Here is a 25,997-nt window from a genome sequence, read left to right on the forward strand (position 1 = left end):
GGATCAGTCGATATCTCTGTTGACTGACACTCCGCCTTCGCGAGCAAGCCCGCTCCCACATTAGGTTGTACTGTGTTCCAGATAGTTATTGCGCGTCAAACGCCTGCCCATTGATGCCGGTACTGTCCGGCCCCATCAGGTACAGGTACACCGGCATGATTTCCTCCGGTGTCGGGTTATCGGTCGGGTTCTCCCCTGGATACGCCTGGGCCCGCATGCTGGTGCGGGTGGCGCCTGGGTTGATGCTGTTGGCGCGCACCGGTGCGACGTTATCCAGCTCGTCCGCCAGGGTTTGCATCAGCCCTTCGGTGGCAAACTTCGACACCCCGTAAGCCCCCCAATAAGCCCGGCCCTTGCGGCCCACGCTGCTTGAGGTGAACACCACCGACGCATCCTGGGACAGCTTGAGCAGCGGCAACAGCGTGCTGGTCAGCATGAACATCGCGTTGACGTTCACATGCATCACCCGCATGAAGTTCTCGCCGGACAACTGCTCGATCGGTGTGCGCGGGCCGATGATCGAGGCGTTGTGCAGCAAACCGTCGAGGTGGCCGAACTCCTTTTCGATCATCGCTGCCAGCTCATCGTATTGATGGGGCAGGGCGGTCTCCAGGTTGAACGGGATCACCACCGGCTGCGGTTGGCCGGCGGCTTCGATTTCGTCGTAGACCTGGGCCAGGTTGGCTTCGGTCTTGCCCAGCAGCAGCACGGTGGCGCCGTGGGCCGCATAGGTTTTGGCCGCCGCTGCGCCAATCCCGCGACCGGCGCCGGTGACCAGGATGACCCGGCCCTTGAGCAGTTCTGGACGTGCGGAGTAATCAAACATAAACAACCTCGACAAAGTTCACAGAAAATCCATGTGATTGATTGCGGCTAAGGCTGGCCAAGGCTTCTGTGGCGAGGGAGCTTGCTCCCGTTGGGTTGCGAAGCAGCCCCAGCTTTTCGCGACTGCTGCGCAGTCGAACGGGAGCAAGCTCCCTCGCCACAAAGTTGCAGCAACCTCAGGCAGTCCCGATCAGCAGCTGCACAGCGCGCTGTCCAGTACTTTGCGCAATTCCAGCGGGTGATCCACCACCACGTCGGCACCCCAGTTGCGCGGGTTGTCGTCCGGGTGGATATAGCCGTAGGTGACCGCTGCAGTACGAGTGCCGGCGTCGCGGCCCGACTCGATGTCCCGCAGGTCATCCCCCACGAACAGCACGCTGGCCGGGTCCAGGTCGAGCATCTTGCACGCCAGGATCAACGGTTCCGGGTCCGGCTTGCTGTTCTTCACGTGGTCCGGGCAGATCAGCAGCGCCGAGCGCTCGGCCAGGCCCAGCTGCTGCATGATCGGTTCGGCAAAGCGCAGTGGCTTGTTGGTGACCACGCCCCAGATCAGCCTGGATTTCTCGATATCCACCAGCAGCTCTTCCATGCCTTCGAACAGCTTGCTGTGAATCGCGCAGCCCTTGAGGTAACGCTCGAGGAATTCCTGGCGCAGCTCTTCAAAGCCCGGGGATTCGGGGTCCATGGAAAAGGTCACGGCAACCATCGCCCGGGCGCCGCCGGAGATTTCATCGCGGATGTGCTGGTCGTTGATCGGTGCCAGGCCGCGGTCAGCGCGCATGGCCTGGCAGATGGCGATAAAGTCTGGCGCGGTGTCCAGCAGGGTACCGTCCATGTCGAAAAGAACCGCTCGCAACTTCACAGGCTTACTCCTCGCGCAGGGTCTGGATCATGTAGTTGACGTCAACGTCGCTGGCCAGCTTGTAGTGCTTGGTCAGCGGGTTGTAGGTCAAGCCGATGATGTCCTTGACGGTCAGCCCGGCCTGACGGCTCCAGGCGCCCAGCTCGGAAGGGCGGATGAATTTCTTGAAGTCATGGGTGCCGCGGGGCAGCAGCTTCATGATGTATTCGGCACCGATGATCGCGAACAGGTACGCCTTCGGATTGCGGTTGATGGTGGAGAAGAATACCTGGCCACCGGGCTTGACCATGCGGAAGCAGGCGCGGATCACCGAGGACGGGTCCGGCACGTGCTCGAGCATTTCCAGGCAAGTGACCACGTCGAACTGCCCGGGCATCTCTTCGGCCAGCTCTTCGGCGGTGATCTGCCGGTATTCGACGTTCACGCCCGACTCCAGTTGGTGCAGCTGGGCCACGGCCAATGGCGCTTCTCCCATGTCGATACCCATCACGGTGGCGCCGCGCTGGGCCATGGATTCACTGAGGATCCCGCCGCCGCAACCCACATCCAGTACCTTCTTGCCGGCCAGGTTGACGCGCTCGTCAATCCAGTTGACCCGCAGCGGGTTGATGTCGTGCAGGGGTTTGAACTCGCTTTCGCGGTCCCACCAGCGATGGGCGAGGGCTTCGAATTTGGCGATTTCAGCGTGGTCGACGTTGCTCATGGGGAATCCTCTAAATCTGATAAAACGTTTTGCCGGCCCTGGCATGCGTTGCCAGGGCGGGTGTTATTCGCTGTGTCCGCTGATGCGCTGGCCCCAGGCGATGGCCGTGGCGCACAACTGTTGTTCATCCAGGCGGGTCAGTTGCCGGTCGTCGAGCAATTGCTTGCCGCCGACCCAAAGGTGTTTCACACAATCGCGTCCGGTGGCATATATAAGCTGTGAGACCGGATCGTAGATCGGTTGTTGCGCCAGGCCCGACAGGTCGAAGGCCACGATGTCAGCGGCCTTGCCGACTTCCAGCGAGCCGATTTGACTTTCCAGGCCCATGGCCCGGGCGCCGTTGAGGGTGGCCATGCGCAGGGCGCGGTGGGCATCCAGGGCGGTGGCCGAGCCGGCAACGGCCTTGGCCAGCAGCGCGGCGGTGCGGGTTTCGCCCAGCAGGTCGAGGTCATTGTTACTGGCCGCGCCGTCGGTGCCTACTGCCACATTGACGCCGGCTTGCCACAGGCGTTCCACCGGGCAGAAGCCGCTGGCCAGTTTCAGGTTGGATTCCGGGCAATGGATCACGCTGGTGTTGCTTTCTACCAGCAAAGTCAGGTCGTCATCGCTGATTTGGGTCATGTGAACGGCCTGGAAGCGCGGCCCCAGCAAACCCAGGCGGCCAAGCCGTGCCAGCGGGCGTTCACCACGCTGTTCAACGGACTGCTGCACTTCGAAGGCGGTTTCATGCACGTGCATGTGGATCGAGGCGTCCAGTTCCTCGGCGATCACCCGGATTTTTTCCAGGTTTTCATCGCAGACGGTGTACGGCGCGTGCGGGCCGAAGGTGATTTTGATCCGTGGGTGATGCTTGAGGTCGCCGAACAGCTCAACGCCCTGGCGAATCGCCTCGTCGGCGTCAGCAGCGCCGGGAATCGGGAAATCCAGGATCGGGATGGCGATTTGCGCACGCATGCCGCTGTTGTGCACCCGTTCGCTGGCGACTTTCGGGAAGAAGTACATGTCCGAGAAACACGTGATGCCGCCCTTGATCTGCTCGGCGATGGCCAGGTCAGTGCCGTCACGGACGAAGGCTTCGTCGACCCACTTGGCCTCGGCGGGCCAGATGTGGTTTTCCAGCCAGGTCATCAGCGGCAGGTCGTCGGCCAGGCCGCGAAACAGCGTCATGGCGGCGTGGCCGTGGGCGTTGATCAGGCCGGGGCTGAGCAGCATGCCCGGCAGTTCACGCACTTCGCTCGCTGCGAGCTTCAAGGCCGCGGCGCGTGGGCCGATAAACGCAATGCACCCGTCACGAATGCCCAGGGCGTGCTCCTTGAGCACTACGCCGGCAGGCTCGACAGGTACCAGCCAGGTGGGCAGCAGCAATAAGTCGAGCGGGGCGGCAGTCGGTGTCATCGAGGGCAGTTTCCCAGGCATCTATAAAGAACGGCGAAGTATACCCGAGCGTCCTGGCTGGCGGATCGCTATAATCGGCGGCTTTTGTTCATGAGTGCGGGGTGAGGGATGCGCGATCGACTGTTGGCTGCGGAGAAAGTGAAGGCCATCGACTGGCGTGATGGCGCACTGTACCTGCTCGATCAGCGTATTTTGCCGTCTGCAGAAACCTGGGTCGCCTGCACCAGTGCTGCCGAGGTGGCCGAGGCCATTCGCACGATGGTGGTGCGCGGTGCGCCGGCCATTGGCATCAGTGCGGCGTATGGCCTGGTGCTGGCCGCTCGTGCCCACATCGCCGAGGGCGATGACTGGCAGGCCGCCTGGGAAGAGGACTACGCGCTGCTGGCGGATACCCGCCCGACCGCGTCGAATCTTTTCTGGGCCATGAAGCGCATGCGCGATTGCCTCGATCGCCTCAAGAAACACGCCGATCCGTTGAAGGTGCTGGAGGCCGAGGCGGTGGCGATTCACCAAAGTGATCGTGAAGCCAACCTGACCATGGCGCAGCTGGGTGTAGAGCTGATCCGCAAGCACCAGGGCAATGTCCAGGCGATCCTGACCCATGGCAATGCGGGTGCGTTGGCTACCGGCGGCGTCGGTACCGCGCTCGGGGTGATTCGCGGAGCGTTCCTGGAAGGCATGGTGGAGCGCGTCTACGCCAACGAAACCCGGCCCTGGCTGCAAGGCTCGCGGCTGACGGCCTGGGAATTGGCCAATGAAGGCATTCCGGTCACCGTGAATGCCGATTCGGCGGGTGCGCATATCCTCAAGACCAAAGGCGTGACCTGGGTGATCGTCGGTGCCGACTGCATTGCGGCCAATGGCGATGTGGTCAGCAAGATCGGCACCTATCAGCTGGCGGTGTGCGCCATGCATCACGGCGTGCGTTTCATGGTGGTGGCGCCCAGCTCAACCATCGACCTGATGGCGGCCAGCGGTGATGACGTGCCGCTTGAAGAGCGCGACGCCCGTGAACTGCTGGAAGTCGGCGGCACCCGCGTAGCCGCTGATGTAGACGCCTTCAACCCGGTGTTCGACGTGACGCCGGCGGACCTGATTGATGTGATCGTCACTGAAAAAGGCATCGTCGAACGCCCCGACACGGCGAAGTTGGCGCAGCTGATGTGTCGTAAACGCCTGCATTGAGGCAATTTGCCCGCAAAAATCCCCTTGGATCCAGCTCTAAGGCCCTCTCGTCGCCGTCAAGCCTGTCATCCGTCAACTTACTATGCTCCATGCGCATCAGGGGGATAGGTGCGTGGCGGCGATTGTGATAACATCCGGCGGTTTCCAGGGTCACCCCAAGGGGTAACCTTTAATGCGCAGATCCGTGTCATAACTCGTTGATTTGTCGTAAGTCGTTGCCAGGCATCATGCCGGCAGCGGCGAGCTTCGTTCGTCCCATAGGATGTGACGAGGTTTCACCCGAAAAAGGAATCAGGCTTCTCATGGGCGAACTGGCCAAAGAAATCCTCCCGGTCAATATCGAAGACGAGCTGAAACAGTCCTACCTCGACTACGCGATGAGCGTAATTGTCGGTCGGGCACTGCCTGATGCGCGCGATGGCTTGAAGCCCGTGCACAGGCGTGTGCTGTTCGCGATGAGCGAGCTGGGTAACGACTGGAACAAGCCGTACAAGAAATCTGCCCGTGTTGTCGGTGACGTGATCGGTAAGTATCACCCTCACGGCGACACTGCGGTGTACGACACCATCGTTCGGATGGCCCAGCCGTTTTCCCTGCGCTACCTGCTGGTAGACGGCCAGGGCAACTTCGGTTCGGTCGACGGCGACAACGCTGCGGCCATGCGATACACCGAAGTGCGCATGACCAAGCTGGCGCACGAGCTGCTGGCTGACCTGCACAAGGAAACCGTGGACTGGGTGCCGAACTACGACGGCACCGAAATGATCCCGGCGGTCATGCCGACCCGTATTCCCAACCTGTTGGTCAACGGCTCCAGCGGTATCGCCGTGGGCATGGCCACCAACATCCCGCCACACAACCTCGGTGAAGTCATCGACGGTTGCCTGGCCCTCATCGACAACCCCGAGCTGACCGTCGATGAGCTGATGCAGTACATCCCGGGTCCGGACTTCCCGACCGCCGCGATCATCAACGGTCGCGCCGGCATCATCGAAGCCTACCGTACCGGTCGCGGCCGCATTTACATGCGTGCCCGCTCGATCATCGAAGACATCGACAAGGTCGGTGGCCGTCAGCAGATCGTCATCACCGAACTCCCTTACCAGTTGAACAAGGCGCGTCTGATCGAGAAGATCGCCGAGCTGGTTAAAGAGAAGAAGCTGGAAGGCATCACCGAGCTGCGCGACGAGTCTGACAAGGACGGTATGCGCGTGGTGATCGAGCTGCGTCGTGGCGAAGTGCCTGAGGTGATCCTCAACAACCTCTACGCCCAGACCCAGCTGCAAAGCGTATTCGGTATCAACGTGGTAGCGCTGATCGACGGCCGCCCGCGCATCCTGAACCTCAAGGATCTGCTGGAAGCCTTCGTGCGTCACCGCCGCGAAGTGGTAACCCGCCGTACCGTATTCGAACTGCGCAAGGCCCGTGAACGCGGCCACATCCTGGAAGGCCAGGCTGTTGCGCTGTCGAACATCGACCCGGTCATCGCCCTGATCAAGGCTTCGCCGACGCCGTCGGAAGCCAAGGAAGCGCTGATCAAGATGCCGTGGGAATCCAGCGCCGTAGTAGCGATGGTGGAACGTGCCGGTGCCGATTCGTGCCGTCCGGAGACCCTGGACCCACAATACGGCCTGCGCGACGGCAAGTATTTCCTCTCCCCGGAACAGGCCCAGGCCATTCTGGAACTGCGTCTGCACCGTCTGACCGGCCTGGAACACGAGAAACTGCTGGCCGAGTACCAGGAGATCCTCAACCAGATCGGCGAGCTGATCCGCATCCTCAACAGCGCCGTGCGCCTGATGGAAGTGATCCGCGAAGAACTGGAAGTGATCCGCGCCGAATACGGCGATGTGCGCCGCACCGAGATTCTCGACGCCCGTCTCGACCTGACCCTGGGTGACATGATCCCGGAAGAGGATCGCGTCGTGACCATTTCCCACGGTGGCTATGCCAAGACCCAGCCTCTGGCGGCGTACCAGGCCCAGCGTCGTGGCGGTAAAGGCAAATCGGCTACCGGCGTCAAGGATGAGGACTACATCGCTCACCTGCTGGTTGCCAACAGCCACACCACGCTGCTGCTGTTCTCCAGCAAGGGCAAGGTGTACTGGCTGAAAACCTACGAAATCCCGGAAGCGTCCCGCGCTGCCCGTGGTCGTCCGCTGGTCAACCTGCTGCCGCTGGACAGTGATGAATACATCACCACCATGCTGCCGGTAGACGAGTACACCGAAGGTCACTTCATCTTCATGGCCACTGCGAAAGGCACCGTGAAGAAGACCCCGCTGGAATCCTTCAGCCGTCAACGCAGCGTGGGCCTGATCGCCCTCGAACTGGACGAAGGCGACGTATTGATCAGCGCGGCCATCACCGACGGCGAGCGTGAAGTCATGCTGTTCTCCGACGGCGGCAAGGTCACGCGCTTCAAGGAATCCGACGTTCGTGCCATGGGCCGTACCGCCCGCGGTGTGCGCGGCATGCGCCTGCCGGAAGGGCAGAAGCTGATTTCGATGCTGATCCCGGAAGAAGGCAGCGAGATCCTCACGGCATCGGCCCGCGGCTACGGCAAGCGTACGGCCATCAGCGAGTTCCCCGAGTACAAGCGTGGCGGCCAGGGCGTTATCGCCATGGTCAGCAACGATCGCAACGGCCGCCTGGTCGGCGCGGTCCAGGTGCTGGATGGTGAGGAAATCATGCTGATTTCCGACCAGGGCACCCTGGTACGTACCCGGGTTGATGAAGTGTCGAGCCTGGGGCGTAACACCCAGGGCGTGACCTTGATCAAGCTGGCCAGCGACGAAACGTTGGTAGGCCTGGAGCGTGTCCAGGAGCCGTCGGAAGTCGAAGGCGAGGAGCTGGAAGGTGAAGAGGGGATTGCACTCGAGGGGCAAGTGATCGGCGATGCCGATGACGGCGTCGACGAGCCAACACTCGACGCTGCCGCAGACGAAGAAGAACCGCAGGAATAAGCGGACACACAGGGGGCGGATGAAGATTCGCCCCCTTGTTGTTTGTCCCGTTTGAAATACGACGCCGCGCCGCTCTTGTAGGAGCCGGCTTGCCGGCGATGGCATCAACTCGATTCAAGTGAAGCGCCGAGTCGTTTGCATCGCTGGCAAGCCAGCTCCTACAGGGTTCCGCGTTGCGGGATGTTGATTGCAGTCCCACCAGATCAGAGAGATTGGATGTGAGCAAGAGAGCCTATAACTTCTGTGCCGGTCCCGCGGCGCTTCCTGAAGCAGTCCTGCAGCGCGCGCAGGGTGAACTCCTCGACTGGCATGGAAAAGGCCTCTCCGTGATGGAAATGAGCCATCGCAGCGATGAGTTCGTGTCCATTGCCACCAAGGCCGAGCAGGATATGCGCGACTTGCTGGACATCCCGTCCGATTACAAAGTGCTGTTCCTGCAGGGTGGTGCGAGCCAGCAGTTCGCCCAGATCCCGCTGAACCTGCTGCCGGAAGACGGCACTGCGGACTATATCGACACCGGTATCTGGGGGCAGAAGGCCATTGAAGAGGCCTCCCGTTACGGTCACGTCAATGTGGCAGGCACGGCCAAGCCCTACGACTACTTCGCCATCCCCGGTCAGAACGAGTGGAAACTGTCGAAAGACGCGGCCTACGTTCACTACGTGGCGAACGAAACCATCGGCGGCCTGGAGTTCGATTGGGTGCCGGAAGTGGGTGATGTCCCGCTGGTCTGCGACATGTCCTCGGACATCCTCTCGCGCCCGATCGATGTGTCCAAGTACGGCATGATCTACGCCGGTGCACAGAAGAACATCGGCCCGAGCGGCATCCTAGTCAACATCGTCCGTGAAGACCTGTTGGGTCGTGCGCGTTCGCTATGCCCGACCATGCTCAACTACAAGGTCGCGGCCGATAACGGCTCGATGTACAACACCCCGCCGGCCTTCGCCTGGTACTTGTCGGGCCTGGTGTTCGAATGGCTGAAAGAGCAGGGCGGCGTGGCTGCCATGGGCAAGCTCAACGAAGAGAAGAAACGTACCCTGTACGACTTCATCGACGCCAGCGGCCTGTACAGCAACCCGATCAACCTGACCGACCGTTCGTGGATGAACGTGCCGTTCCGCCTGGCGGATGACCGCCTGGACAAGCCTTTCCTTGCCGGCGCCGACGAGCGCGGCCTGTTGAACCTCAAGGGCCACCGTTCGGTAGGTGGCATGCGCGCCTCCATCTATAACGCTGTCGATATCCACGCCGTCAAGGCGTTGGTGGCTTACATGGCAGAGTTCGAAAAGGAACACGGCTAATGTCTGAGCAAGAACTCAAGGCCCTGCGCGTACGCATTGACAGCCTGGACGAGAAAGTCCTGGAACTGATCAGTGAGCGCGCGCGGTGCGCCCAGGAAGTTGCACGGGTGAAGATGGCTTCCCTGGCTGAAGGCGAAGTGCCGGTATTCTACCGTCCGGAGCGTGAAGCCCAGGTGCTCAAGCGCGTGATGGAACGCAACAAGGGCCCGTTGGGCAACGAAGAGATGGCGCGGTTGTTCCGTGAAATCATGTCTTCGTGCCTGGCACTGGAGCAGCCGCTGAAAGTGGCTTACCTGGGCCCGGAAGGCACCTTCACTCAAGCCGCGGCCATGAAGCACTTCGGTCACGCGGTGATCAGCAAGCCGATGGCTGCGATCGACGAAGTGTTCCGTGAAGTGGCCGCCGGGGCGGTGAATTTTGGCGTGGTGCCGGTGGAAAACTCCACCGAAGGTGCCGTCAACCACACCCTCGACAGCTTCCTTGAGCACGACATGGTGATCTGCGGCGAAGTCGAGTTGCGTATTCACCACCACTTGCTGGTGGGCGAAAACACCAAGACCGACAGCATCAGCCGCATCTACTCCCACGCCCAGTCCCTGGCCCAGTGCCGCAAGTGGCTGGACGCGCACTACCCGAATGTGGAGCGCGTGGCGGTGTCCAGCAACGCCGAAGCGGCGAAGCGGGTCAAGGGTGAGTGGAACTCGGCGGCGATTGCCGGCGACATGGCTGCCGGCCTGTATGGGCTGACGCGCCTGGCCGAGAAAATCGAGGATCGCCCGGATAACTCCACGCGCTTCCTGATGATCGGCAGCCAGGAAGTGCCGCCGACCGGCGACGACAAGACATCGATCATCGTCTCCATGAGCAACAAGCCCGGCGCGCTGCATGAGCTGCTGGTGCCGTTCCACGACAACGGGATTGACCTGACGCGAATCGAGACTCGTCCTTCGCGCAGCGGTAAATGGACTTATGTGTTCTTTATCGACTTCGTCGGCCATCACCGCGACCCACTGGTCAAGGGTGTGCTCGAGAAAATCAGTCAGGAAGCCGTGGCACTCAAGGTGCTGGGCTCTTACCCGAAAGCGGTTTTGTGAGGCTTTAACATGAGTGGCAACTTCCTCGCCCTGGCGCAGCCGGGCGTGCAACAACTGTCGCCTTACGTTCCGGGCAAGCCTGTGGACGAGCTGGCGCGTGAGTTGAATCTGGATCCGTCGAAGATCGTAAAGCTGGCCAGTAACGAAAACCCGATGGGCCCAAGCCCCAAGGTACTGCCCGCGATTCGTGAGGCGCTGGCCGAACTGACCCGTTATCCTGATGGTAACGGCTTTGAACTCAAGTCCCTGCTGGCGAAAAACTGCCGCGTTGATATCAACCAGGTGACCCTGGGTAACGGCTCCAACGATATTCTGGAGCTGGTCGGCCGCGCCTATCTGGCGCCGGGCCTGAACGCGGTATTCAGCGAGCACGCGTTTGCGGTCTATCCGATCGTCACTCAGGCCGTTGGCGCCGAGGCGCGTGTGATTCCTGCGAAAGACTGGGGTCATGACCTGCCAGCCATGCTGGCGGCCATCGATGGCAATACTCGTGTTGTGTTTATCGCCAACCCGAACAACCCGACCGGCACCTGGTTCAGCGCCGAGGTGCTGGATAACTTCCTGCAGGACGTGCCGGAGCATGTACTGGTGGTGCTGGACGAGGCGTACATCGAGTACGCCGAAGGCAGCGACTTGCCGGACGGCCTGGACTTCCTCGCGGCTTATCCGAACCTGCTGGTCTCGCGCACCTTCTCCAAGGCTTATGGCCTGGCGTCGCTGCGGGTCGGTTACGGCTTGTCCACTGCGGTGGTAGCCGATGTGTTGAACCGTGTGCGCCAGCCATTCAACGTCAACAGCCTCGCACTGGCGGCGGCTTGCGCTGCGGTGCAGGACGCCGAGTACCTGGAAGAAGGCCGTCGCCTCAACGAAAGCGGCATGCTGCAATTGCAGGAAGGCTTCCGTGAGCTGGGCCTGGGCTGGATTCCGTCCAAGGGCAACTTCATCTGCGTCGACCTCGGCCAAGTGGCGGCTCCTGTGTTCCAGGGCTTGCTGCGCGAGGGTGTGATCGTGCGTCCGGTGGCCAATTACGGCATGCCGAACCACCTGCGCATCACCATCGGTCTGCCTGCTGAAAACAGCCGCTTCCTCGAAGCGCTGGCCAAGGTTCTGGCTCGTGGTTGATGTCACTGCATTGCAACCTGCTGTACCTATGATCGGTCGCCTGGTGGTGGTCGGTCTGGGATTGATCGGCGGCTCCTTTGCGAAGGGCCTGCGGGAAAGCGGCCTGTGTGGCGAAGTGGTCGGTGTGGACCTGGACCCGCAATCGCGCAAGTTGGCGGTGGAGTTGGGTGTGGTGGACCGTTGCGAGGCTGATCTCGCTGTAGCCTGCCAGGGCGCGGATGTCATTCAGCTGGCGGTGCCGATCCTGGCCATGGAGAAGTTGCTGGCGCTGTTGGCCGGCATGGATCTGGGCCAGGCAATCCTGACCGATGTCGGCAGTGCCAAGGGCAATGTGGTGCGTGCGGCGCGGCTGGCCTTTGGTGGCATGCCTGCGCGGTTTGTGCCTGGGCATCCGATTGCCGGGTCCGAGCAGAGCGGGGTGGAGGCGTCCAATGCGCAGCTGTTCCGTCGCCATAAAGTGATTCTGACACCGCTGGATGAAACCGATCCTGCGGCACTGGCCGTGGTGGATCGGCTCTGGCGCGAGCTGGGGGCGGATGTCGAGCATATGCAGGTCGAGCGCCACGATGAAGTGCTGGCAGCGACCAGCCATCTGCCGCATTTGCTCGCATTTGGCCTGGTGGATTCGCTGGCCAAGCGCAACGAGAACCTCGAGATTTTCCGCTACGCCGCCGGTGGTTTCCGCGACTTTACCCGGATCGCCGGTAGTGATCCGGTGATGTGGCACGACATCTTCCTTGCCAACCGCGATGCGGTGTTGCGCACCCTGGACACGTTCCGCAGCGACCTCGACGCCTTGCGCGACGCGGTCGATGCTGGCGACGGGCACCAGTTGTTGGGCGTGTTCACCCGTGCGCGGGTGGCACGGGAGCATTTCAGCAAGATTCTGGCGCGTCGGGCCTATATGGATGCTGCAGTAAACGCGGATGACCTGGTGTTTCTCGCCAGTCCCGGTGGCCGCTTGAGCGGGCAGATCCGCGTGCCTGGGGATAAGTCGATCTCCCATCGCTCGATCATGCTCGGTTCTCTGGCGGACGGTGTCACTGAAGTCGAAGGTTTTCTGGAGGGTGAGGACGCCCTGGCGACCTTGCAGGCGTTCCGCGACATGGGCGTGGTGATTGAAGGCCCGCACCATGGGCGCGTCACCATCCACGGGGTTGGCCTGCATGGCTTGAAGCCGGCGCCAGGTCCGATCTATCTGGGTAACTCCGGCACCTCCATGCGGTTGTTGTCCGGTTTGCTGGCGGCCCAGCGCTTCGACAGTGTGTTGACGGGGGACGCCTCGCTGTCCAAGCGCCCGATGAATCGCGTGGCCAAGCCATTGCGCGCAATGGGCGCGGTGATCGAGACCGGGCCGGAAGGGCGCCCGCCGCTGACCATTCGTGGCGGCCAGGCACTCAAGGGGCTGACCTACGCATTGCCGATGGCCAGCGCTCAGGTCAAGTCCTGCCTGTTGTTGGCCGGGTTGTATGCCGAGGGTAAAACCTCGATTACCGAACCGGCGCCGACCCGCGACCATACCGAGCGGATGTTGCGCGGTTTTGGGTATCCGGTGGACGTGGCGGGCGCTACGGCTGCGGTCGAGTCGGGCCATGCGTTGACCGCGACCCATATTGAGGTGCCTGGGGATATTTCCTCCTCGGCGTTCTTTCTGGTGGCGGCTTCAATCGCCGAAGGCTCCGAGCTGTTGCTTGAACATGTGGGTATCAATCCGACCCGTACCGGCGTGATCGATATCCTGCGACTGATGGGCGCGGACATCACCCTGGAAAACCAACGGGAAGTGGGTGGTGAGCCGGTCGCTGATTTGCGTGTTCGTGCGGCGCCGTTGAAGGGGATCGAGATTCCTGAAGCCCTGGTCCCGCTGGCTATCGATGAGTTCCCGGTGTTGTTCGTGGCTGCGGCGTGCGCCGAAGGCCGGACGGTATTGCGTGGGGCAGAGGAGCTGCGGGTCAAGGAGTCCGACCGGATCCAGGTCATGGCCGACGGTCTGCTTGCGCTGGGCGTGAAGTGTGAACCGACACCTGATGGGATTATTATCGATGGTGGCGTGATCGGCGGTGGTGAAGTCCACGCCCATGGCGATCACCGGATTGCCATGGCCTTCAGCGTGGCTTCCCTGCGAGCGGCTGCGCCGATTCGTATCCATGACTGTGCCAACGTGGCTACGTCTTTTCCGAATTTTCTTACACTGTGTGCCCAAGTCGGCATCCGTGTTGCCCAAGAGGCTCAATTGTGAATATCAAAGCACCGGTGATTACCATCGACGGGCCAAGTGGCTCGGGCAAGGGCACGATCGCCGGCATCCTGGCCAAGCGCCTGGGCTGGTGCCTGCTGGATTCCGGGGCGCTATACCGCTTGCTGGCCTTTGCCGCCCGCAACCATGGTGTCGACCTGACCAACGAAGAATCGCTGAAGCTGCTGGCTGCGCATCTTGACGTGCAGTTCGTCGGGGCGACCGAAGGTCATCCCCAGCGCATCATCCTGGAAGGGGACGATGTGACCGACGACCTGCGCAACGAGCAGGTCGGCTCCTGGGCTTCCCAGGTCGCCGCATTGCCGGCGGTGCGCGATGCTTTGCTGCAGCGCCAGCGGGCTTTTCAGGAACCGCCGGGTCTGGTGGCCGATGGCCGCGACATGGGCACGGTGGTCTTCCCCGAGGCGCCGCTGAAGATTTTCCTCACGGCCAGCGCCGAGGAGCGGGCCCGTCGCCGTTACTTGCAGTTGAAGGGCAAAGTCGATGGTGTTAGTCTGTCGAGTCTGCTAGATGAGATCCGTGCACGCGATGAGCGTGATACCCAGCGTGCGGTAGCCCCGCTCAAGCCGGCGGCTGACGCCATACAGCTGGATTCCACGGAGTTGTCCATCGAGCAGGTGCTGGAACGCATCTTGAGTGAGATCGCCATTCGCGATATCGCCGGGTGACCAAGAAGGCCGCAGGGGACCAGTCATAGTCCTGTGGTGCTTCTTTTAATTGAAACTGACCCACACCGTCTGGGGTGTGGAGATGGGCGTATTCTTCGCCCTTATCAACAGGAATTAAAATGAGCGAAAGCTTTGCGGAACTCTTTGAAGAAAGCCTAAAAACCCTGAACCTTCAGGCAGGCTCCATCATCACCGGTGTTATCGTTGATATCGATTACCAAGCTCGCTGGGTAACCGTTCACGCTGGTCTGAAGTCTGAAGCTCTGATCCCGCTGGAACAGTTCTACAACGATGCTGGTGACCTGACTATCAATGTCGGTGACGAAGTTCACGTTGCTCTGGACTCGGTTGAAGACGGTTTCGGTGAAACCAAGCTGTCCCGTGAAAAAGCCAAGCGCGCTGAATGCTGGATTGTTCTCGAAGCAGCCTTCGCAGCTGAAGAAGTGGTCAAGGGCGTTATCAACGGTAAGGTTAAAGGCGGCTTCACTGTCGACGTTAACGGCATCCGTGCGTTCCTGCCAGGTTCTTTGGTCGACGTTCGTCCTGTGCGCGACACCACGCACCTGGAAGGCAAGGAACTCGAATTCAAGGTCATCAAGCTCGACCAGAAGCGCAACAACGTTGTCGTTTCCCGTCGCAGCGTCCTGGAAGCAGAGAACTCCGCCGAGCGTGAAGCTCTGCTGGAATCCCTGCAGGAAGGCCAACAAGTCAAAGGTATCGTCAAAAACCTCACCGATTACGGCGCATTCGTCGATCTGGGTGGCGTCGATGGCCTGCTGCACATTACCGACATGGCTTGGAAGCGTATCAAGCATCCATCGGAAATCGTCAACGTTGGCGACGAGATCGATGTCAAGGTTCTGAAGTACGATCGTGAGCGCAACCGTGTTTCCCTGGGCTTGAAGCAGCTGGGCGAAGATCCATGGGTCGCTATCAAGGCTCGTTACCCAGAAAGCACTCGCGTCACCGCGCGTGTTACCAACCTGACCGACTACGGCTGCTTTGCAGAGCTGGAAGAAGGCGTGGAAGGCCTGGTACACGTTTCCGAAATGGACTGGACCAACAAGAACATCCATCCTTCGAAAGTCGTACAAGTCGGCGACGAAGTGGAAGTTATGGTTCTGGACATCGACGAAGAGCGTCGTCGTATCTCCCTCGGCATCAAGCAGTGCAAATCTAACCCATGGGAAGATTTCTCTGGCCAGTTCAACAAGGGCGATAAAATCTCCGGCACCATCAAGTCGATCACCGATTTCGGTATCTTCATTGGTCTGGACGGCGGCATCGACGGTCTGGTTCACCTGTCCGACATCTCCTGGAACGAAGTTGGCGAAGAAGCTGTTCGTCGTTTCAAGAAGGGCGACGAGCTGGACACCGTTATCCTGTCGGTTGACCCAGAGCGCGAGCGCATCTCCCTGGGTATCAAGCAACTGGAAAGCGATCCGTTCTCCGAGTACGTTCAAGAGAACGACAAAGGCGCAATCGTTAAAGGCATCGTGAAGGAAGTTGACGCTAAAGGCGCCATCATCACTCTGGCCGACGATATCGAAGCGACTCTGAAAGCCTCCGAAATCAGCCGTGACCGCGTTGAAGACGCGCGCAACGTTCTGAAAGAAGGCGAAGAAGTAGAAGCCAAGATCATCAGCGTTGACCGCAAGAGCCGCGTAATCCAGCTCTCCATCAAGTCGAAAGACGATGCTGAAGAGAAAGAAGCCATCCAGAGCCTGCGCGACAAGCCAGCTACCTCTGAGCCTTCTGCTGGTCCTACCACTCTGGGCGACCTGCTGCGTGCACAAATGGAAAAGCAGAACTAAGTTCTGTCAGACCATAGAAAAAGGGCGACTTCGGTCGCCCTTTTTTGTGCCTGGGATTTGGTGTTGTGTGCAGCGTCGCCTTGGCGTTCTGTGGCTGGAGCGCCGTCGTCGCGCTGGCAGCGCGTTCGCGCTTACAGGCTCTATCTGGCAGCGATCGCGCTGGAGTGCCTCCAGTGAGACTGAGCGAGAGCTGGCTGTCGTGGTGCGCAATGCCAACTCTCTTCGAGTTGCACCCCAAGTCTTTGAATATAAGTCAATACATGGGCTGTTCAAATTCCTCCGGTCATGCTAAAACCTTCGAAGCGCTTTTCCTAGCTGCTTGAAAAAGAAGGGAAAAATATGACGAAGTCGGAGTTGATCGAACGAATTGTCACCCATCAAGGGCTGCTCTCATCCAAGGATGTGGAGCTGGCCATCAAGACCATGCTTGAGCAGATGTCCCAATGTCTGGCTACCGGCGATCGGATTGAAATTCGTGGGTTTGGTAGCTTCTCGCTGCACTATCGTGCGCCTCGTGTGGGGCGCAACCCAAAAACCGGGCAGTCCGTCAGCCTTGACGGCAAGTTCGTGCCTCATTTCAAGCCGGGCAAGGAATTGCGCGATCGGGTGAACGAAGACGAAGAAGAAGGCGTCTGAGGGTTTTTGGGTAGGAGAAGTTTATGCGTGGGGTCAAGCGCGTTGTGTCGGTGCTGATTACTTTGCTCGTCATGGTTGGGGTGCTGGCGTTTGTGCTGGAGAATCAACAGAGCGCCGCTTTGTCATTCCTGGGGTGGACCACTCCCCAGGCACCGATTTCCATCTTAATGACATTGGCTTTGCTTGTAGGAATGACCGTTAGTCCATTGGTGGGTTTGGCGTTTAGGTTGAATCGCTCTCCTCGGTCGAAGAGGCTGGCGCCCTGATTGATAGCTCGGTGCGCATGGGGTGCCGCGCAAGCTTTTGTAGCATTTTTCAAGGAGTTTGGCTTTTTCGGAACAGTCCTACAGATTGTCAAGACTTGTAATATGGCAATTAGATGGCAAAATGCTTGCTGTTCTCGAGAATAGGCAATTTTTGTGGCTCATCCCAGCAGCGACGCCGGGGGCGAGCCAGATGTTTATAATTCTAAAAAACCATGAATTGTCTGCATAACGAGCCCGCAGTTTCTCTTTGAAGGCAGGTTTTTGTTGTGAGTAGTAGTTTTAATGCCCCTCCGGTACCACCATCCGATGAAATTGATCTTGTCGCGCTTTTTCAGGCGGTATGGCAGCAAAAGGTCCTCATAGTCATAGTCACCGCGCTTGTTGGCGCGATGGCTGCCGCTTATGCCTTTTTTGCGACTCCTGAATATCAAGTTAGTAGCGTTTTGCGCCCTGCGGCGATCAACGAATTGGATGCGTTGAATCGATCTGAAATTTACGGTCTTCCTCCTGGAGAGGCGCTGATCAGGGTCGGAGCGTCTCTTGAGTCGTATGACACCCGCCTGAGTTTTTTTCGGACTCATCAAAATCTATTTAAGGCATTTGAGCGTCCAGGAAGAACTCTCGAGCAGAGTTTTGAGGAGTTCAATCGTAACTCGATCAATCTGGTTCTGCCTGATCCTAAAAAAGCCGACTCCCTGAGTGCCTATATCAAACTTGAGATGAACTATCCCAAGGGAATTGATGGTGTCTCGATTTTGAACGGGTTTATTCAGTTCGCGATTGATGCCGAGCGTCAGCAGATCGGCGCTGATTTGAACGTAATCGTGAAAAACCGACTGAACGAGATTGAAGGTAAGCTGAAAGCTGCTCGCTCAAGCTATGAGATCGATAAAGAGGCAAAAATTGCCACTCTGACTGAAGCTGATGTGCTTCGGCGTGCCCAGTTGCAGGATGAGCTCAAAGCGCTCAGGGCCCAATTGAAAATCATCCGTGGTGATCGGCTTGTACTGCTGAACGAGGCAATTGGCATCGCCAAGTCGCTGGGTATTAAAAAGCCAGCTACTCCCTCGTCGCTCGGCGATGAAAACCGCGCTGGGACGCCAGGCATGATGCGTACCGAAATCAATAACCAGCAGATCCCCCTATATTTTATGGGCGTAGATGCACTGGAGGCAGAGCGAAATGCCCTGCAACGGCGCACGTCTGATGACTTTACTGAAGGTCGTATCGCGCAAATTGCCAAAGAGCTTCAACTGCTGCGGGCCAATCGTCAGATTGAGGTCTTGAATCGTCGTGAGAATGAAGACCTGTTTCTAATCAATGTGGAGCCCCTGCGTGCAGAGGAGGCTCGGCTACGTAAACTGAATATCGATATGAGTCGGTTGAAACTGGTGACTATTGACAAGCAGGCGCTCGAGCCGCTGAGTCCAATTAAGCCGAAGAAAGCTCTCGTGCTCGCAATGGGGCTGGTTCTGGGTGGGATTCTTGGCGTTCTGATTGCTCTGGCTCGAACACTGCTGGCAAGCAGGAAAAGAATGGCGACACGTCAAGTGCCCGTTCTCGGCTCTGAACTGCTTGGAGAGGGAAAAGCTCAGGCTCAGACGCGAGTGTATTAACTGCGTCCAGTAGGGTTGTGTCGCTCGATTGTGTGCAAACAACCCGATCTCCAATTCTTCTCTCGGTATAGGGACTGCTCCTATAGCGAACCAAATCACCTTCGGGTGTTCAAAAAATGACTCTCCGGCATGCCATGAGCCTTCAGGCTCTTGGCGTTGCATGTCTGACGTCGGGATCCGGATGCCGCGAGTTCTGATTTATATTGGTATCGCGTAGTATGATTATCTAGCTGTCATGGAACTCTTCTAATTGAGAATCATCGAAGCATGATGGCATTGCGCTATGCTTCGCGGTCTTCTGATTATCCGATTCCGAGTGTAACTGAGGGCGATATTCTTCATGGTGTTCAGCGGGTTGTGGTGTTTAAACTATCCGGCGCTGATGGGCCAGGAGCGATACGTACCCTATTCGACAGGGGAGGCTGCGGCAGTGCCAGAAACAGACCTGAATTGTTCGCTGATGGAATATGCTGCTGACGAATAATATAGGTGGTGGAATGCCTCAAAAAGCATCACTGAGGGATTAGTTGGATGTGCGAGCCATGACTGTACCAGGAGAGAGTACTGAATCGGCGTCGCGCTTGAAGCACTTCATACTGAAATTAATTCAGTAAATATTATGGATTCTCTGATTATTTAGGCTTTGATTATGCAAAAACTGGAAGATATTAAGCTCGCCATTATCGGCCTTGGATATGTGGGCCTGCCCCTCGCAGTGGAGTTTGGTAAGCATCGGACGGTGGTCGGGTTTGACATTAACCAGCCGCGTATCCAAGCCTTGAAAGAAGGACATGATTCAACTCTTGAAGTCAGTGACGAGGAGCTGAAGCAGGCGGGCTATTTGAGTTATAGCTGTGAGCTGAATGAGCTGGCTGCCTGCAACACTTTTGTCGTTACCGTTCCGACCCCTATCGACGAATACAACCAGCCAGACCTGACGCCTCTGATCAAGGCTTCTGAAAGCATCGGGAAGGTGTTGAAGAAGGGCGATCTGGTTATTTACGAGTCAACTGTATACCCAGGCGCTACAGAAGAAGACTGCGTCCCGGTTCTTGAGCGGGTCTCTGGTCTCAAGTTCAACGTCGATTTCTTTGCTGGCTACAGTCCTGAGCGGATCAACCCGGGCGACAAAGAGCACCGGGTTACTACGATCAAAAAAGTCACTTCCGGCTCCACGCCTGAAATCGCTGACCTGGTCGACGCACTTTACAATCAGATCATTGTCGCGGGCACTCACAAGGCTAGCAGCATCAAGGTTGCCGAGGCTGCCAAGGTTATCGAGAACACTCAGCGCGACTTGAATATTGCGCTTATCAACGAGCTGGCGATTATTTTCAACAAGATGGGCATTGATACGGAAGCGGTGCTTGAGGCCGCGGGTACGAAGTGGAACTTCCTTCCGTTCCGTCCAGGGTTGGTCGGCGGGCATTGCATCGGTGTTGACCCCTACTACCTTACCCATAAAGCCCAGTCAATCGGCTACCATCCGGAAATCATCCTGGCCGGCCGTCGTTTGAATGATGGCATGGGCGCTTACGTTGTTTCACAGTTGGTAAAAGCGATGTTGAAAGAGCGCATCCATGTAGATGGTGCTCGCGTATTGATCATGGGTCTGACTTTCAAGGAAAACTGCCCGGACCTGCGTAATACTCGTATCGTCGATATCGTGAGTGAACTGGCAGAATACAACATTGCTGTGGATGTTTATGATCCATGGGTGAGTGTTGCCGAAGCGGAGCATGAGTATGGGATCACTCCTGTTTCCGAGCCGGGAGTAAATGCATACGACGGTATCGTTCTGGCGGTCGCTCACAATGAGTTCCGTGCCCTGGGTGCAGAAAATATCCGCCGGTTCGGTAAGGCGGAGCACGTTCTTTATGATCTTAAATATCTTCTGAGTCGTGAAGAATCGGACATTCGCCTGTAAGCCCCAGGTTTCTGAAGTCGTTAACCTAAATCAAATTACGAGCTAATATCGATGACCCGCTACGAAACTCTGATAGAAACACTTCCAGCTTCGCCGAAAACCTGGTTAGTCACCGGAGTTGCGGGTTTTATTGGCTCTAATTTGTTGGAAACACTGCTTGGTTTGAATCAGACGGTTGTCGGGTTGGATAATTTCGCTACCGGTCACCAAAGAAACCTCGACGAAGTAAAAAATACAGTTCTCCCTGAGCAGTGGGCACGTTTTCGATTTGTCGAAGGTGACATTCGAGAGCTCAAGGATTGTCATCAGGCCTGCGAAGGTGTGGATTATGTACTGCATCAGGCCGCTTTGGGGTCTGTTCCTCGTTCCCTTAACGACCCGATCACAACAAACGGTACCAACATTGATGGCTTCCTCAACATGTTGGTCGCGGCACGGGATGCCAAGGTAAAGAGTTTTACTTACGCGGCAAGCAGTTCGACTTATGGCGATCATCCCGGTCTGCCAAAAGTTGAAGATGTGATCGGTAAGCCGCTGTCCCCCTACGCGGTCACCAAGTACGTCAATGAACTGTATGCCGACGTTTTCGCCAGATGCTATGGTTTTGAAACAATCGGTTTGCGTTACTTCAATGTTTTTGGCAAGCGGCAGGATCCTGATGGTGCTTACGCGGCTGTTATCCCAAAATGGGCGGCTGCGATGATAAAAAACGAGGAAGTTTTCATCAATGGTGATGGTGAAACCAGTCGGGATTTCTGCTTCATCGAGAATACAGTTCAAGCCAATATTTTAGCCGCGACTGCAAGCGATTCTTCCGCGCGCAATCAGGTTTATAATGTGGCGGTCAGTGGGCGCACTGATCTCAATATGTTGTTTTCGGCGTTGCGCGAATCCCTGGCGGAAAACGGCATCACTTATGATAAAGAGCCTGTGTATCGAGACTTTCGCGCGGGTGATGTGCGCCATTCACAAGCAGATATTGGCAAGATACAAACGCTTTTGGGATATGCACCCAAGTTTAATATTGGGCAAGGCATCGCAAAGGCCATGCCTTGGTATGCGGAATTCTTGAAGTAAGAATAGCGCGAGATATGGGTTCTCTCTATCTCGCTATATGACTTACTAATAAGTACTCAGCTACGAGGCGCGGTTGAGTGATTAAGATTAGCGCAAGGAAGTTTTATGAGCGATAAGCCTGTTTATGTAACTCAGCCCTACCTTCCGCCACTAGAAGAGTTTGTTCCCTATCTTGAAAAAATATGGGAGAGCAAGACACTGACCAATGGCGGCCCAATGCACCAGCAGCTTGAAAAGGAGCTCTGTGAGTACCTGGGGGTGGAGCACATTGCGCTTTTTAATAACGGTACAATCGCGTTATTGACTGCGCTGCAGGCGCTCAGAGTTACAGGCGAAGTCATTACGACACCTTACTCATTCGTTGCGACTGCCCACTCTTTGTTGTGGAATGGGCTGCAGCCTGTTTTCGTGGATATCGATCCTGTTACTTTTAATTTGGATCCGAAAAAAGTCGAGGCGGCAATTACGTCGAAAACCACAGCTATCATGCCAGTGCATTGCTATGGTTATTCCTGCGATACCGACGCTATTCAGAATATCGCTGATAATTACAATCTGAAAATTATCTATGATGCCGCTCATGCGTTCGGCGTTAACGATGCAGGGGGAAGTATTCTTCGCCATGGCGACTTGAGCATTTTGAGCTTCCATGCCACTAAGGTATTCAATACCTTTGAGGGCGGCGCCATCGTCTGCCCCGACGCGAAGACAAAAAAACGCATAGAACAATTGAAGAACTTTGGCTTTGTAGATGAAGTCACCGTGGTCGCACCAGGGATAAATGGGAAATTAAGCGAGATTAACGCGGCGTTTGGGTTGCTTCAGCTGAAGCATATCGACAGTGCGATGAGTCTGCGTAAAGAAATTGGTCAACGCTACAGTTCCGGATTAAAAAGTGTTGAAGGTATCAGCCTGAGCCACATCAGTGCAGGCCTTGAGTCGAATTATTCGTACTACCCCATTCTGGTTGAAGATGATTACCCGCTCTCGCGAGACGAGCTTTACGAAGTGTTAAAGGAGCAAAACGTATTCGGTAGACGGTACTTTTTTCCTTTAATCAGCGAGTTTTCCATGTATAGAAGCATGCCTTCAGCGGACAGTCGGAACCTGCCTGTGGCTCATGATATTTCATCGAAAGTTCTTTGCCTTCCTATCTATCCGGCGCTGGAGATGTCTGCCGTTGATAAGGTTGTCGAAATAATTCGTAATGTGAGAAAAGCGTCGTAATGAAGCTCGCAATAATGCAGCCTTACTTTTTTCCGTATGTCGGATATTTTAAGCTGATAGGGTCCGTGGATAAGTTCGTTTTCTATGATGATGTCGATTTCATTAAAAATGGATGGATAAATAGAAATCGGATATTTGTATCCGGCAAAGTCGGTTATATGACTATTCCGCTCCTTGGGGCGAGCTCTAATCAAAAAATTTGTGACGTGCAAACCCAGAAAAAATCACTCTGGGTCCGTAAGCTGACCGAGGCGGTCAAACAGAACTATTCGAAAGCACCAAACTTCAAAGCGTGTTTCGAGTTGTTCAACGCCGTTCTCGAGCAAGAACAAGACTCAATTTCTGATTATGCAAAATCCAGTGTTTTGTTAACGGTCGAGGCATTGGGTATCGATGCTGAGATGGTAATGAGCTCGAAGGTTTACGCAAACGAGCAATTGAAAAGCGAAGACCGAATTCTGGATATTTGCAATAAAGAGCAGGCCGACGAGTACTGGAATTTACCAGGTGGTGCGCTTCTCTATGAGAAAGAGAGTTTTGCTTCGCGAGGCATTGACCTGAAGTTTGTCAAGCCGGCGCTAGTTGAGTATCCACAGGCGGGACGAGATTTCGAGCCCGGCCTCTCTATTTTGGATGTGATGATGTTTAACTCTTTTGATGAAGCTCGCCAGCTTGTCACTAATAAATAAACGATGGGTTATTTATGCTGCCCCCAGAGCTGAAAGATTTAATACACATTGAGCAGCGTCTTCAAAAAGGAGAGTTTATTCGCGGTATCTCTGCAGAAGACTACATTCTGAAAATTGAAGACCAGGCAGAGATTCTCATCCATCACTCTGGTGGGTCGTATAACGGGTTTGTGGCATTTTACTGCAATAATGATGTATCCAGGGAGGGATACATAGCGTTGCTTTTGATCGCTGCAAGTGGCCGAGGCAAAGGGCTTGGGGGCGAGCTCCTGAGCAGCGCACTCATGGTGATGAAGAGTCGCGGTTTCACTGCATGCAGCCTGGAGGTACGCGCAGGGAACAGTTCAGCGATAAAGCTTTACACGCGGTATGGATTCAAGATAGTAGCAGACGGCGACACGAACATAAAAATGCAGGTTCGGCTATAAATATTCGGGATATAAACAATTGTCGCTTCAGAAGAACATAGCCGCTAACTACGTAAGCCAAATATATGTGACGTTGATTGGCATCGTGATGCTGCCTGTCTATATAAAATACATGGGCGCGGAAGCCTATGGCCTGGTTGGATTTTTCTCCATGCTGCAGGCTTGGTTCAGCTTGCTTGATCTTGGCTTGACACCTACGATCGGCAGGGAAACTGCACGTTTCAAGGCTGGTGCGGTATCGGCATTGGACTTTCGGCGGTTGTTCCGGGCGCTCCATGTTTTATTTCTGGGCATTGGCATTCTCGGCTTTATTACGTTGTATCTGTTTGCCCCGCTTGTTGTAAAACATTGGCTGAAACTTGATGCGTTGAGTGTCGAACAGGCGAGTTTTGCTATACAGATAATGGCCGCATGTATCGCAATCCGCTGGATATGTGGCTTGTATCGAGGCGTCATCACCGGTGGCGAACATCTGGTTTGGTTGAGTGGCTATACGTCAATCATTGCGACACTCAGATTTATATTTGTTTTGCCCGTGATGTGGTTTTATGGATATACGCCGATTGTATTCTTCTTTTATCAATTAATTATTGCGGTTGTGGAAATTCTCGGGTTGTACATTAAGTCGTATGGCGTACTCCCAAAGGTAGTCAGCGCGTCGATGGGGTGGTCGCTCAAACCCATTAGAAGTGTCTTGGCTTTTTCCCTCACGGTGGCGTTTACTGCCTCAATTTGGGTAATGGTCACGCAGACAGATAAGTTGATACTTTCGAGCATATTGCCGCTAAGCCAGTACGGATACTTCACTCTGGCGGTGCTGATTGCTGGCGGGGTAATGGTTATAACCGGACCGATCAGCAGCGCGATTATGCCGCGAATGGCCCGCTTACATGCCGAAAACAAGGAAGCTGATGTGATTACGATTTATCGTAACTCTACTCAACTTGTTTCCATTATTGCCGGTGCTGCATCGATTACCCTTGCAATTTGTGCGCGTCCTTTGCTGTGGGCATGGACAGGTGACGCGACCGTTGTCGAAAACGTTGCCCCGACAATGGTGTTGTATGCGATTGGAAACGGGTGCTTGGCGGTTTCAGCATTCCCTTACTATCTTCAGTATGCTCGCGGAAACCTGAGGCTTCATTTTCTGGGTAACCTGATTTTGTTATGCGTCATGGTCCCCGCTATCTATTTTTCGTCGACCTATTACGGAAGCATCGGTGCTGGCTACAGTTGGATGATGGTCAACCTGACATTCTTGATCTTTTGGGTTTGGTTCGTTCATTCGAGGCTTGAGCCTGGGCTCCACAAGAAGTGGCTGACTCATGATATAGGTTTGATTGTTTTACCCGCAGCCGCAGCCGGACTGCTTGTTAATTGGGTAGATGTGCGAAGTGAAAGCAGGATTTTAAGCGTGCTCATAGTGTTTGTTTCAGGTGGGTTAATTATGTTGACCGCGGTGGCTTTTTCAAGCGCTGCCCGGGCAATGGTAGCTAACAAGATTGTTGGGCGGAGAGGCGTGTGAGTATTGTTTCCGAGGGAGAAAATATAAAGGTTTCAGTATGTGTGCTGACTTATAATCAGGTTGGTTATATCAGCGAGTGCTTGTTGAGCTTGATTAATCAGGTCACGGATTTCAAGTTTGAGGTGATCGTCGGTGATGACTGTTCGACAGATGGCACCAGCGACGTAGTACGTAGTTTGGCGGAGCAATACCCCGATATTGTCAAGCCGCTTATACATGAAAAGAATGTTGGTATCACGGCAAATTACCTTGAAGTGCACGCTTTGGCATGCGGCAAGTACATTGCTCATCTAGATGGTGATGATTACGCTCTTCCAGGGAAACTACAGGCTCAATGCGGATTCCACGCTGACTCGGACACCCATTCCACGCGCATCCGGACAGTGATTCCACGCTGATCCGGACACTCAT

At 56.3% G+C, this 25,997-nt stretch carries 22 protein-coding genes; 18 read left to right on the forward strand and 4 right to left on the reverse strand.

The window, feature by feature from the left end; all coding sequences use genetic code 11:
- Positions 1–85: 85 nt before the first annotated feature.
- The 4 genes from AC3WKX_RS30390 to AC3WKX_RS30405 form a co-directional block, all read right to left on the reverse strand.
- Positions 86–826 (reverse strand): YciK family oxidoreductase, encoded by a 741-nt coding sequence (locus AC3WKX_RS30390; protein ID WP_003218829.1) that lies wholly within the window; start codon positions 824–826, stop codon positions 86–88.
- Between the two features lie 189 nt (positions 827–1,015).
- Complete coding sequence (gene mupP / locus AC3WKX_RS30395; protein ID WP_003218827.1) at positions 1,016–1,687, reverse strand: N-acetylmuramic acid 6-phosphate phosphatase MupP; 672 nt, start codon at positions 1,685–1,687, stop codon at positions 1,016–1,018.
- Between the two features lie 4 nt (positions 1,688–1,691).
- Positions 1,692–2,390 carry a bifunctional 2-polyprenyl-6-hydroxyphenol methylase/3-demethylubiquinol 3-O-methyltransferase UbiG gene (ubiG, locus tag AC3WKX_RS30400; protein WP_003218825.1) on the reverse strand — a complete coding sequence of 233 codons (699 nt, stop codon included), beginning with the start codon at positions 2,388–2,390 and terminating at the stop codon, positions 1,692–1,694.
- A 63-nt stretch (positions 2,391–2,453) separates the two neighbouring features.
- Positions 2,454–3,785 (reverse strand): TRZ/ATZ family hydrolase, encoded by a 1,332-nt coding sequence (locus AC3WKX_RS30405; protein ID WP_003218823.1) that lies wholly within the window; start codon positions 3,783–3,785, stop codon positions 2,454–2,456.
- 108 nt (positions 3,786–3,893) lie between these two features.
- Between AC3WKX_RS30405 and mtnA the strand changes: the two genes are divergently transcribed.
- The 18 genes from mtnA (at position 3,894) to AC3WKX_RS30495 (ending at position 25,984) form a co-directional block, all read left to right on the forward strand.
- On the forward strand, positions 3,894–4,970 hold the full coding sequence (mtnA, locus tag AC3WKX_RS30410) for an S-methyl-5-thioribose-1-phosphate isomerase (protein WP_003218821.1): 1,077 nt from the start codon (positions 3,894–3,896) through the stop codon (positions 4,968–4,970).
- Between the two features lie 302 nt (positions 4,971–5,272).
- Positions 5,273–7,936 carry a DNA gyrase subunit A gene (gyrA, locus tag AC3WKX_RS30415; RefSeq protein WP_003218817.1) on the forward strand — a complete coding sequence of 888 codons (2,664 nt, stop codon included), beginning with the start codon at positions 5,273–5,275 and terminating at the stop codon, positions 7,934–7,936.
- 218 nt (positions 7,937–8,154) lie between these two features.
- The gene (serC, locus tag AC3WKX_RS30420; RefSeq protein ID WP_003218814.1) at positions 8,155–9,240 is read left to right on the forward strand and encodes a 3-phosphoserine/phosphohydroxythreonine transaminase; all 1,086 of its coding nucleotides are present in this window, start codon (positions 8,155–8,157) and stop codon (positions 9,238–9,240) included.
- A complete protein-coding gene (gene pheA / locus AC3WKX_RS30425; RefSeq protein ID WP_003218812.1) occupies positions 9,240–10,334 on the forward strand; it encodes a prephenate dehydratase in 1,095 nt (364 codons plus the stop codon). Before serC ends, pheA begins: the two co-directional genes overlap by 1 nt.
- Positions 10,335–10,343: 9 nt before the next feature.
- Positions 10,344–11,456: a histidinol-phosphate transaminase gene (gene hisC, locus AC3WKX_RS30430; protein ID WP_102606088.1), complete on the forward strand. Its 1,113-nt coding sequence runs from the start codon at positions 10,344–10,346 to the stop codon at positions 11,454–11,456.
- Positions 11,457–11,484: 28 nt separating this feature from the next.
- The gene (locus AC3WKX_RS30435; RefSeq protein ID WP_008437686.1) at positions 11,485–13,695 is read left to right on the forward strand and encodes a bifunctional prephenate dehydrogenase/3-phosphoshikimate 1-carboxyvinyltransferase; all 2,211 of its coding nucleotides are present in this window, start codon (positions 11,485–11,487) and stop codon (positions 13,693–13,695) included.
- Positions 13,692–14,381, forward strand: coding sequence for a (d)CMP kinase (gene cmk / locus AC3WKX_RS30440; protein ID WP_003172653.1), 690 nt, complete (start codon positions 13,692–13,694; stop codon positions 14,379–14,381). Before AC3WKX_RS30435 ends, cmk begins: the two co-directional genes overlap by 4 nt.
- A 119-nt stretch (positions 14,382–14,500) precedes the next feature.
- Positions 14,501–16,195, forward strand: a complete 1,695-nt coding sequence (rpsA, locus tag AC3WKX_RS30445) for a 30S ribosomal protein S1 (protein ID WP_003218806.1) — start codon at positions 14,501–14,503, stop codon at positions 16,193–16,195.
- 339 nt (positions 16,196–16,534) lie between these two features.
- Positions 16,535–16,831, forward strand: coding sequence for an integration host factor subunit beta (gene ihfB, locus AC3WKX_RS30450; RefSeq protein ID WP_003218804.1), 297 nt, complete (start codon positions 16,535–16,537; stop codon positions 16,829–16,831).
- Positions 16,832–16,854: 23 nt separating this feature from the next.
- Positions 16,855–17,097: a lipopolysaccharide assembly protein LapA domain-containing protein gene (locus AC3WKX_RS30455; protein WP_102606087.1), complete on the forward strand. Its 243-nt coding sequence runs from the start codon at positions 16,855–16,857 to the stop codon at positions 17,095–17,097.
- A 266-nt stretch (positions 17,098–17,363) separates the two neighbouring features.
- Complete coding sequence (locus AC3WKX_RS30460) at positions 17,364–18,713, forward strand: Wzz/FepE/Etk N-terminal domain-containing protein (protein ID WP_003218800.1); 1,350 nt, start codon at positions 17,364–17,366, stop codon at positions 18,711–18,713.
- Positions 18,714–19,362: 649 nt separating this feature from the next.
- A complete protein-coding gene (gene tviB / locus AC3WKX_RS30465; RefSeq protein ID WP_102606086.1) occupies positions 19,363–20,640 on the forward strand; it encodes a Vi polysaccharide biosynthesis UDP-N-acetylglucosamine C-6 dehydrogenase TviB in 1,278 nt (425 codons plus the stop codon).
- A gap of 51 nt (positions 20,641–20,691) precedes the next feature.
- The gene (locus AC3WKX_RS30470) at positions 20,692–21,717 is read left to right on the forward strand and encodes an NAD-dependent epimerase/dehydratase family protein (RefSeq protein ID WP_023659073.1); all 1,026 of its coding nucleotides are present in this window, start codon (positions 20,692–20,694) and stop codon (positions 21,715–21,717) included.
- A 105-nt stretch (positions 21,718–21,822) separates the two neighbouring features.
- Positions 21,823–22,944 (forward strand): DegT/DnrJ/EryC1/StrS family aminotransferase, encoded by a 1,122-nt coding sequence (locus AC3WKX_RS30475; RefSeq protein ID WP_003218792.1) that lies wholly within the window; start codon positions 21,823–21,825, stop codon positions 22,942–22,944.
- A 14-nt stretch (positions 22,945–22,958) separates the two neighbouring features.
- Positions 22,959–23,633 (forward strand): WbqC family protein, encoded by a 675-nt coding sequence (locus tag AC3WKX_RS30480; protein ID WP_207241541.1) that lies wholly within the window; start codon positions 22,959–22,961, stop codon positions 23,631–23,633.
- Between the two features lie 14 nt (positions 23,634–23,647).
- Positions 23,648–24,061 (forward strand): GNAT family N-acetyltransferase, encoded by a 414-nt coding sequence (locus AC3WKX_RS30485; RefSeq protein WP_076017300.1) that lies wholly within the window; start codon positions 23,648–23,650, stop codon positions 24,059–24,061.
- A gap of 19 nt (positions 24,062–24,080) precedes the next feature.
- Positions 24,081–25,586 carry an oligosaccharide flippase family protein gene (locus AC3WKX_RS30490; RefSeq protein ID WP_003218787.1) on the forward strand — a complete coding sequence of 502 codons (1,506 nt, stop codon included), beginning with the start codon at positions 24,081–24,083 and terminating at the stop codon, positions 25,584–25,586.
- A complete protein-coding gene (locus AC3WKX_RS30495; RefSeq protein ID WP_102606085.1) occupies positions 25,583–25,984 on the forward strand; it encodes a glycosyltransferase family 2 protein in 402 nt (133 codons plus the stop codon). Before AC3WKX_RS30490 ends, AC3WKX_RS30495 begins: the two co-directional genes overlap by 4 nt.
- Positions 25,985–25,997: the final 13 nt, after the last annotated feature.

Source organism: Pseudomonas sp. GP01-A4 (assembly GCF_058780865.1).

Coding starts and splice junctions, on each gene's coding strand:
- AC3WKX_RS30390 (WP_003218829.1), bottom strand. CDS start 826: ATGTTTGATTACTCCGCACGTCCAGAACTGCTCAAGGGCCGGGTCATC.
- ubiG (WP_003218825.1), bottom strand. CDS start 2,390: ATGAGCAACGTCGACCACGCTGAAATCGCCAAATTCGAAGCCCTCGCC.
- AC3WKX_RS30405 (WP_003218823.1), bottom strand. CDS start 3,785: ATGACACCGACTGCCGCCCCGCTCGACTTATTGCTGCTGCCCACCTGG.
- mtnA (WP_003218821.1), top strand. CDS start 3,894: ATGCGCGATCGACTGTTGGCTGCGGAGAAAGTGAAGGCCATCGACTGG.
- gyrA (WP_003218817.1), top strand. CDS start 5,273: ATGGGCGAACTGGCCAAAGAAATCCTCCCGGTCAATATCGAAGACGAG.
- pheA (WP_003218812.1), top strand. CDS start 9,240: ATGTCTGAGCAAGAACTCAAGGCCCTGCGCGTACGCATTGACAGCCTG.
- hisC (WP_102606088.1), top strand. CDS start 10,344: ATGAGTGGCAACTTCCTCGCCCTGGCGCAGCCGGGCGTGCAACAACTG.
- AC3WKX_RS30435 (WP_008437686.1), top strand. CDS start 11,485: ATGATCGGTCGCCTGGTGGTGGTCGGTCTGGGATTGATCGGCGGCTCC.
- rpsA (WP_003218806.1), top strand. CDS start 14,501: ATGAGCGAAAGCTTTGCGGAACTCTTTGAAGAAAGCCTAAAAACCCTG.
- ihfB (WP_003218804.1), top strand. CDS start 16,535: ATGACGAAGTCGGAGTTGATCGAACGAATTGTCACCCATCAAGGGCTG.
- AC3WKX_RS30455 (WP_102606087.1), top strand. CDS start 16,855: ATGCGTGGGGTCAAGCGCGTTGTGTCGGTGCTGATTACTTTGCTCGTC.
- tviB (WP_102606086.1), top strand. CDS start 19,363: ATGCAAAAACTGGAAGATATTAAGCTCGCCATTATCGGCCTTGGATAT.
- AC3WKX_RS30470 (WP_023659073.1), top strand. CDS start 20,692: ATGACCCGCTACGAAACTCTGATAGAAACACTTCCAGCTTCGCCGAAA.
- AC3WKX_RS30475 (WP_003218792.1), top strand. CDS start 21,823: ATGAGCGATAAGCCTGTTTATGTAACTCAGCCCTACCTTCCGCCACTA.
- AC3WKX_RS30480 (WP_207241541.1), top strand. CDS start 22,959: ATGCAGCCTTACTTTTTTCCGTATGTCGGATATTTTAAGCTGATAGGG.
- AC3WKX_RS30485 (WP_076017300.1), top strand. CDS start 23,648: ATGCTGCCCCCAGAGCTGAAAGATTTAATACACATTGAGCAGCGTCTT.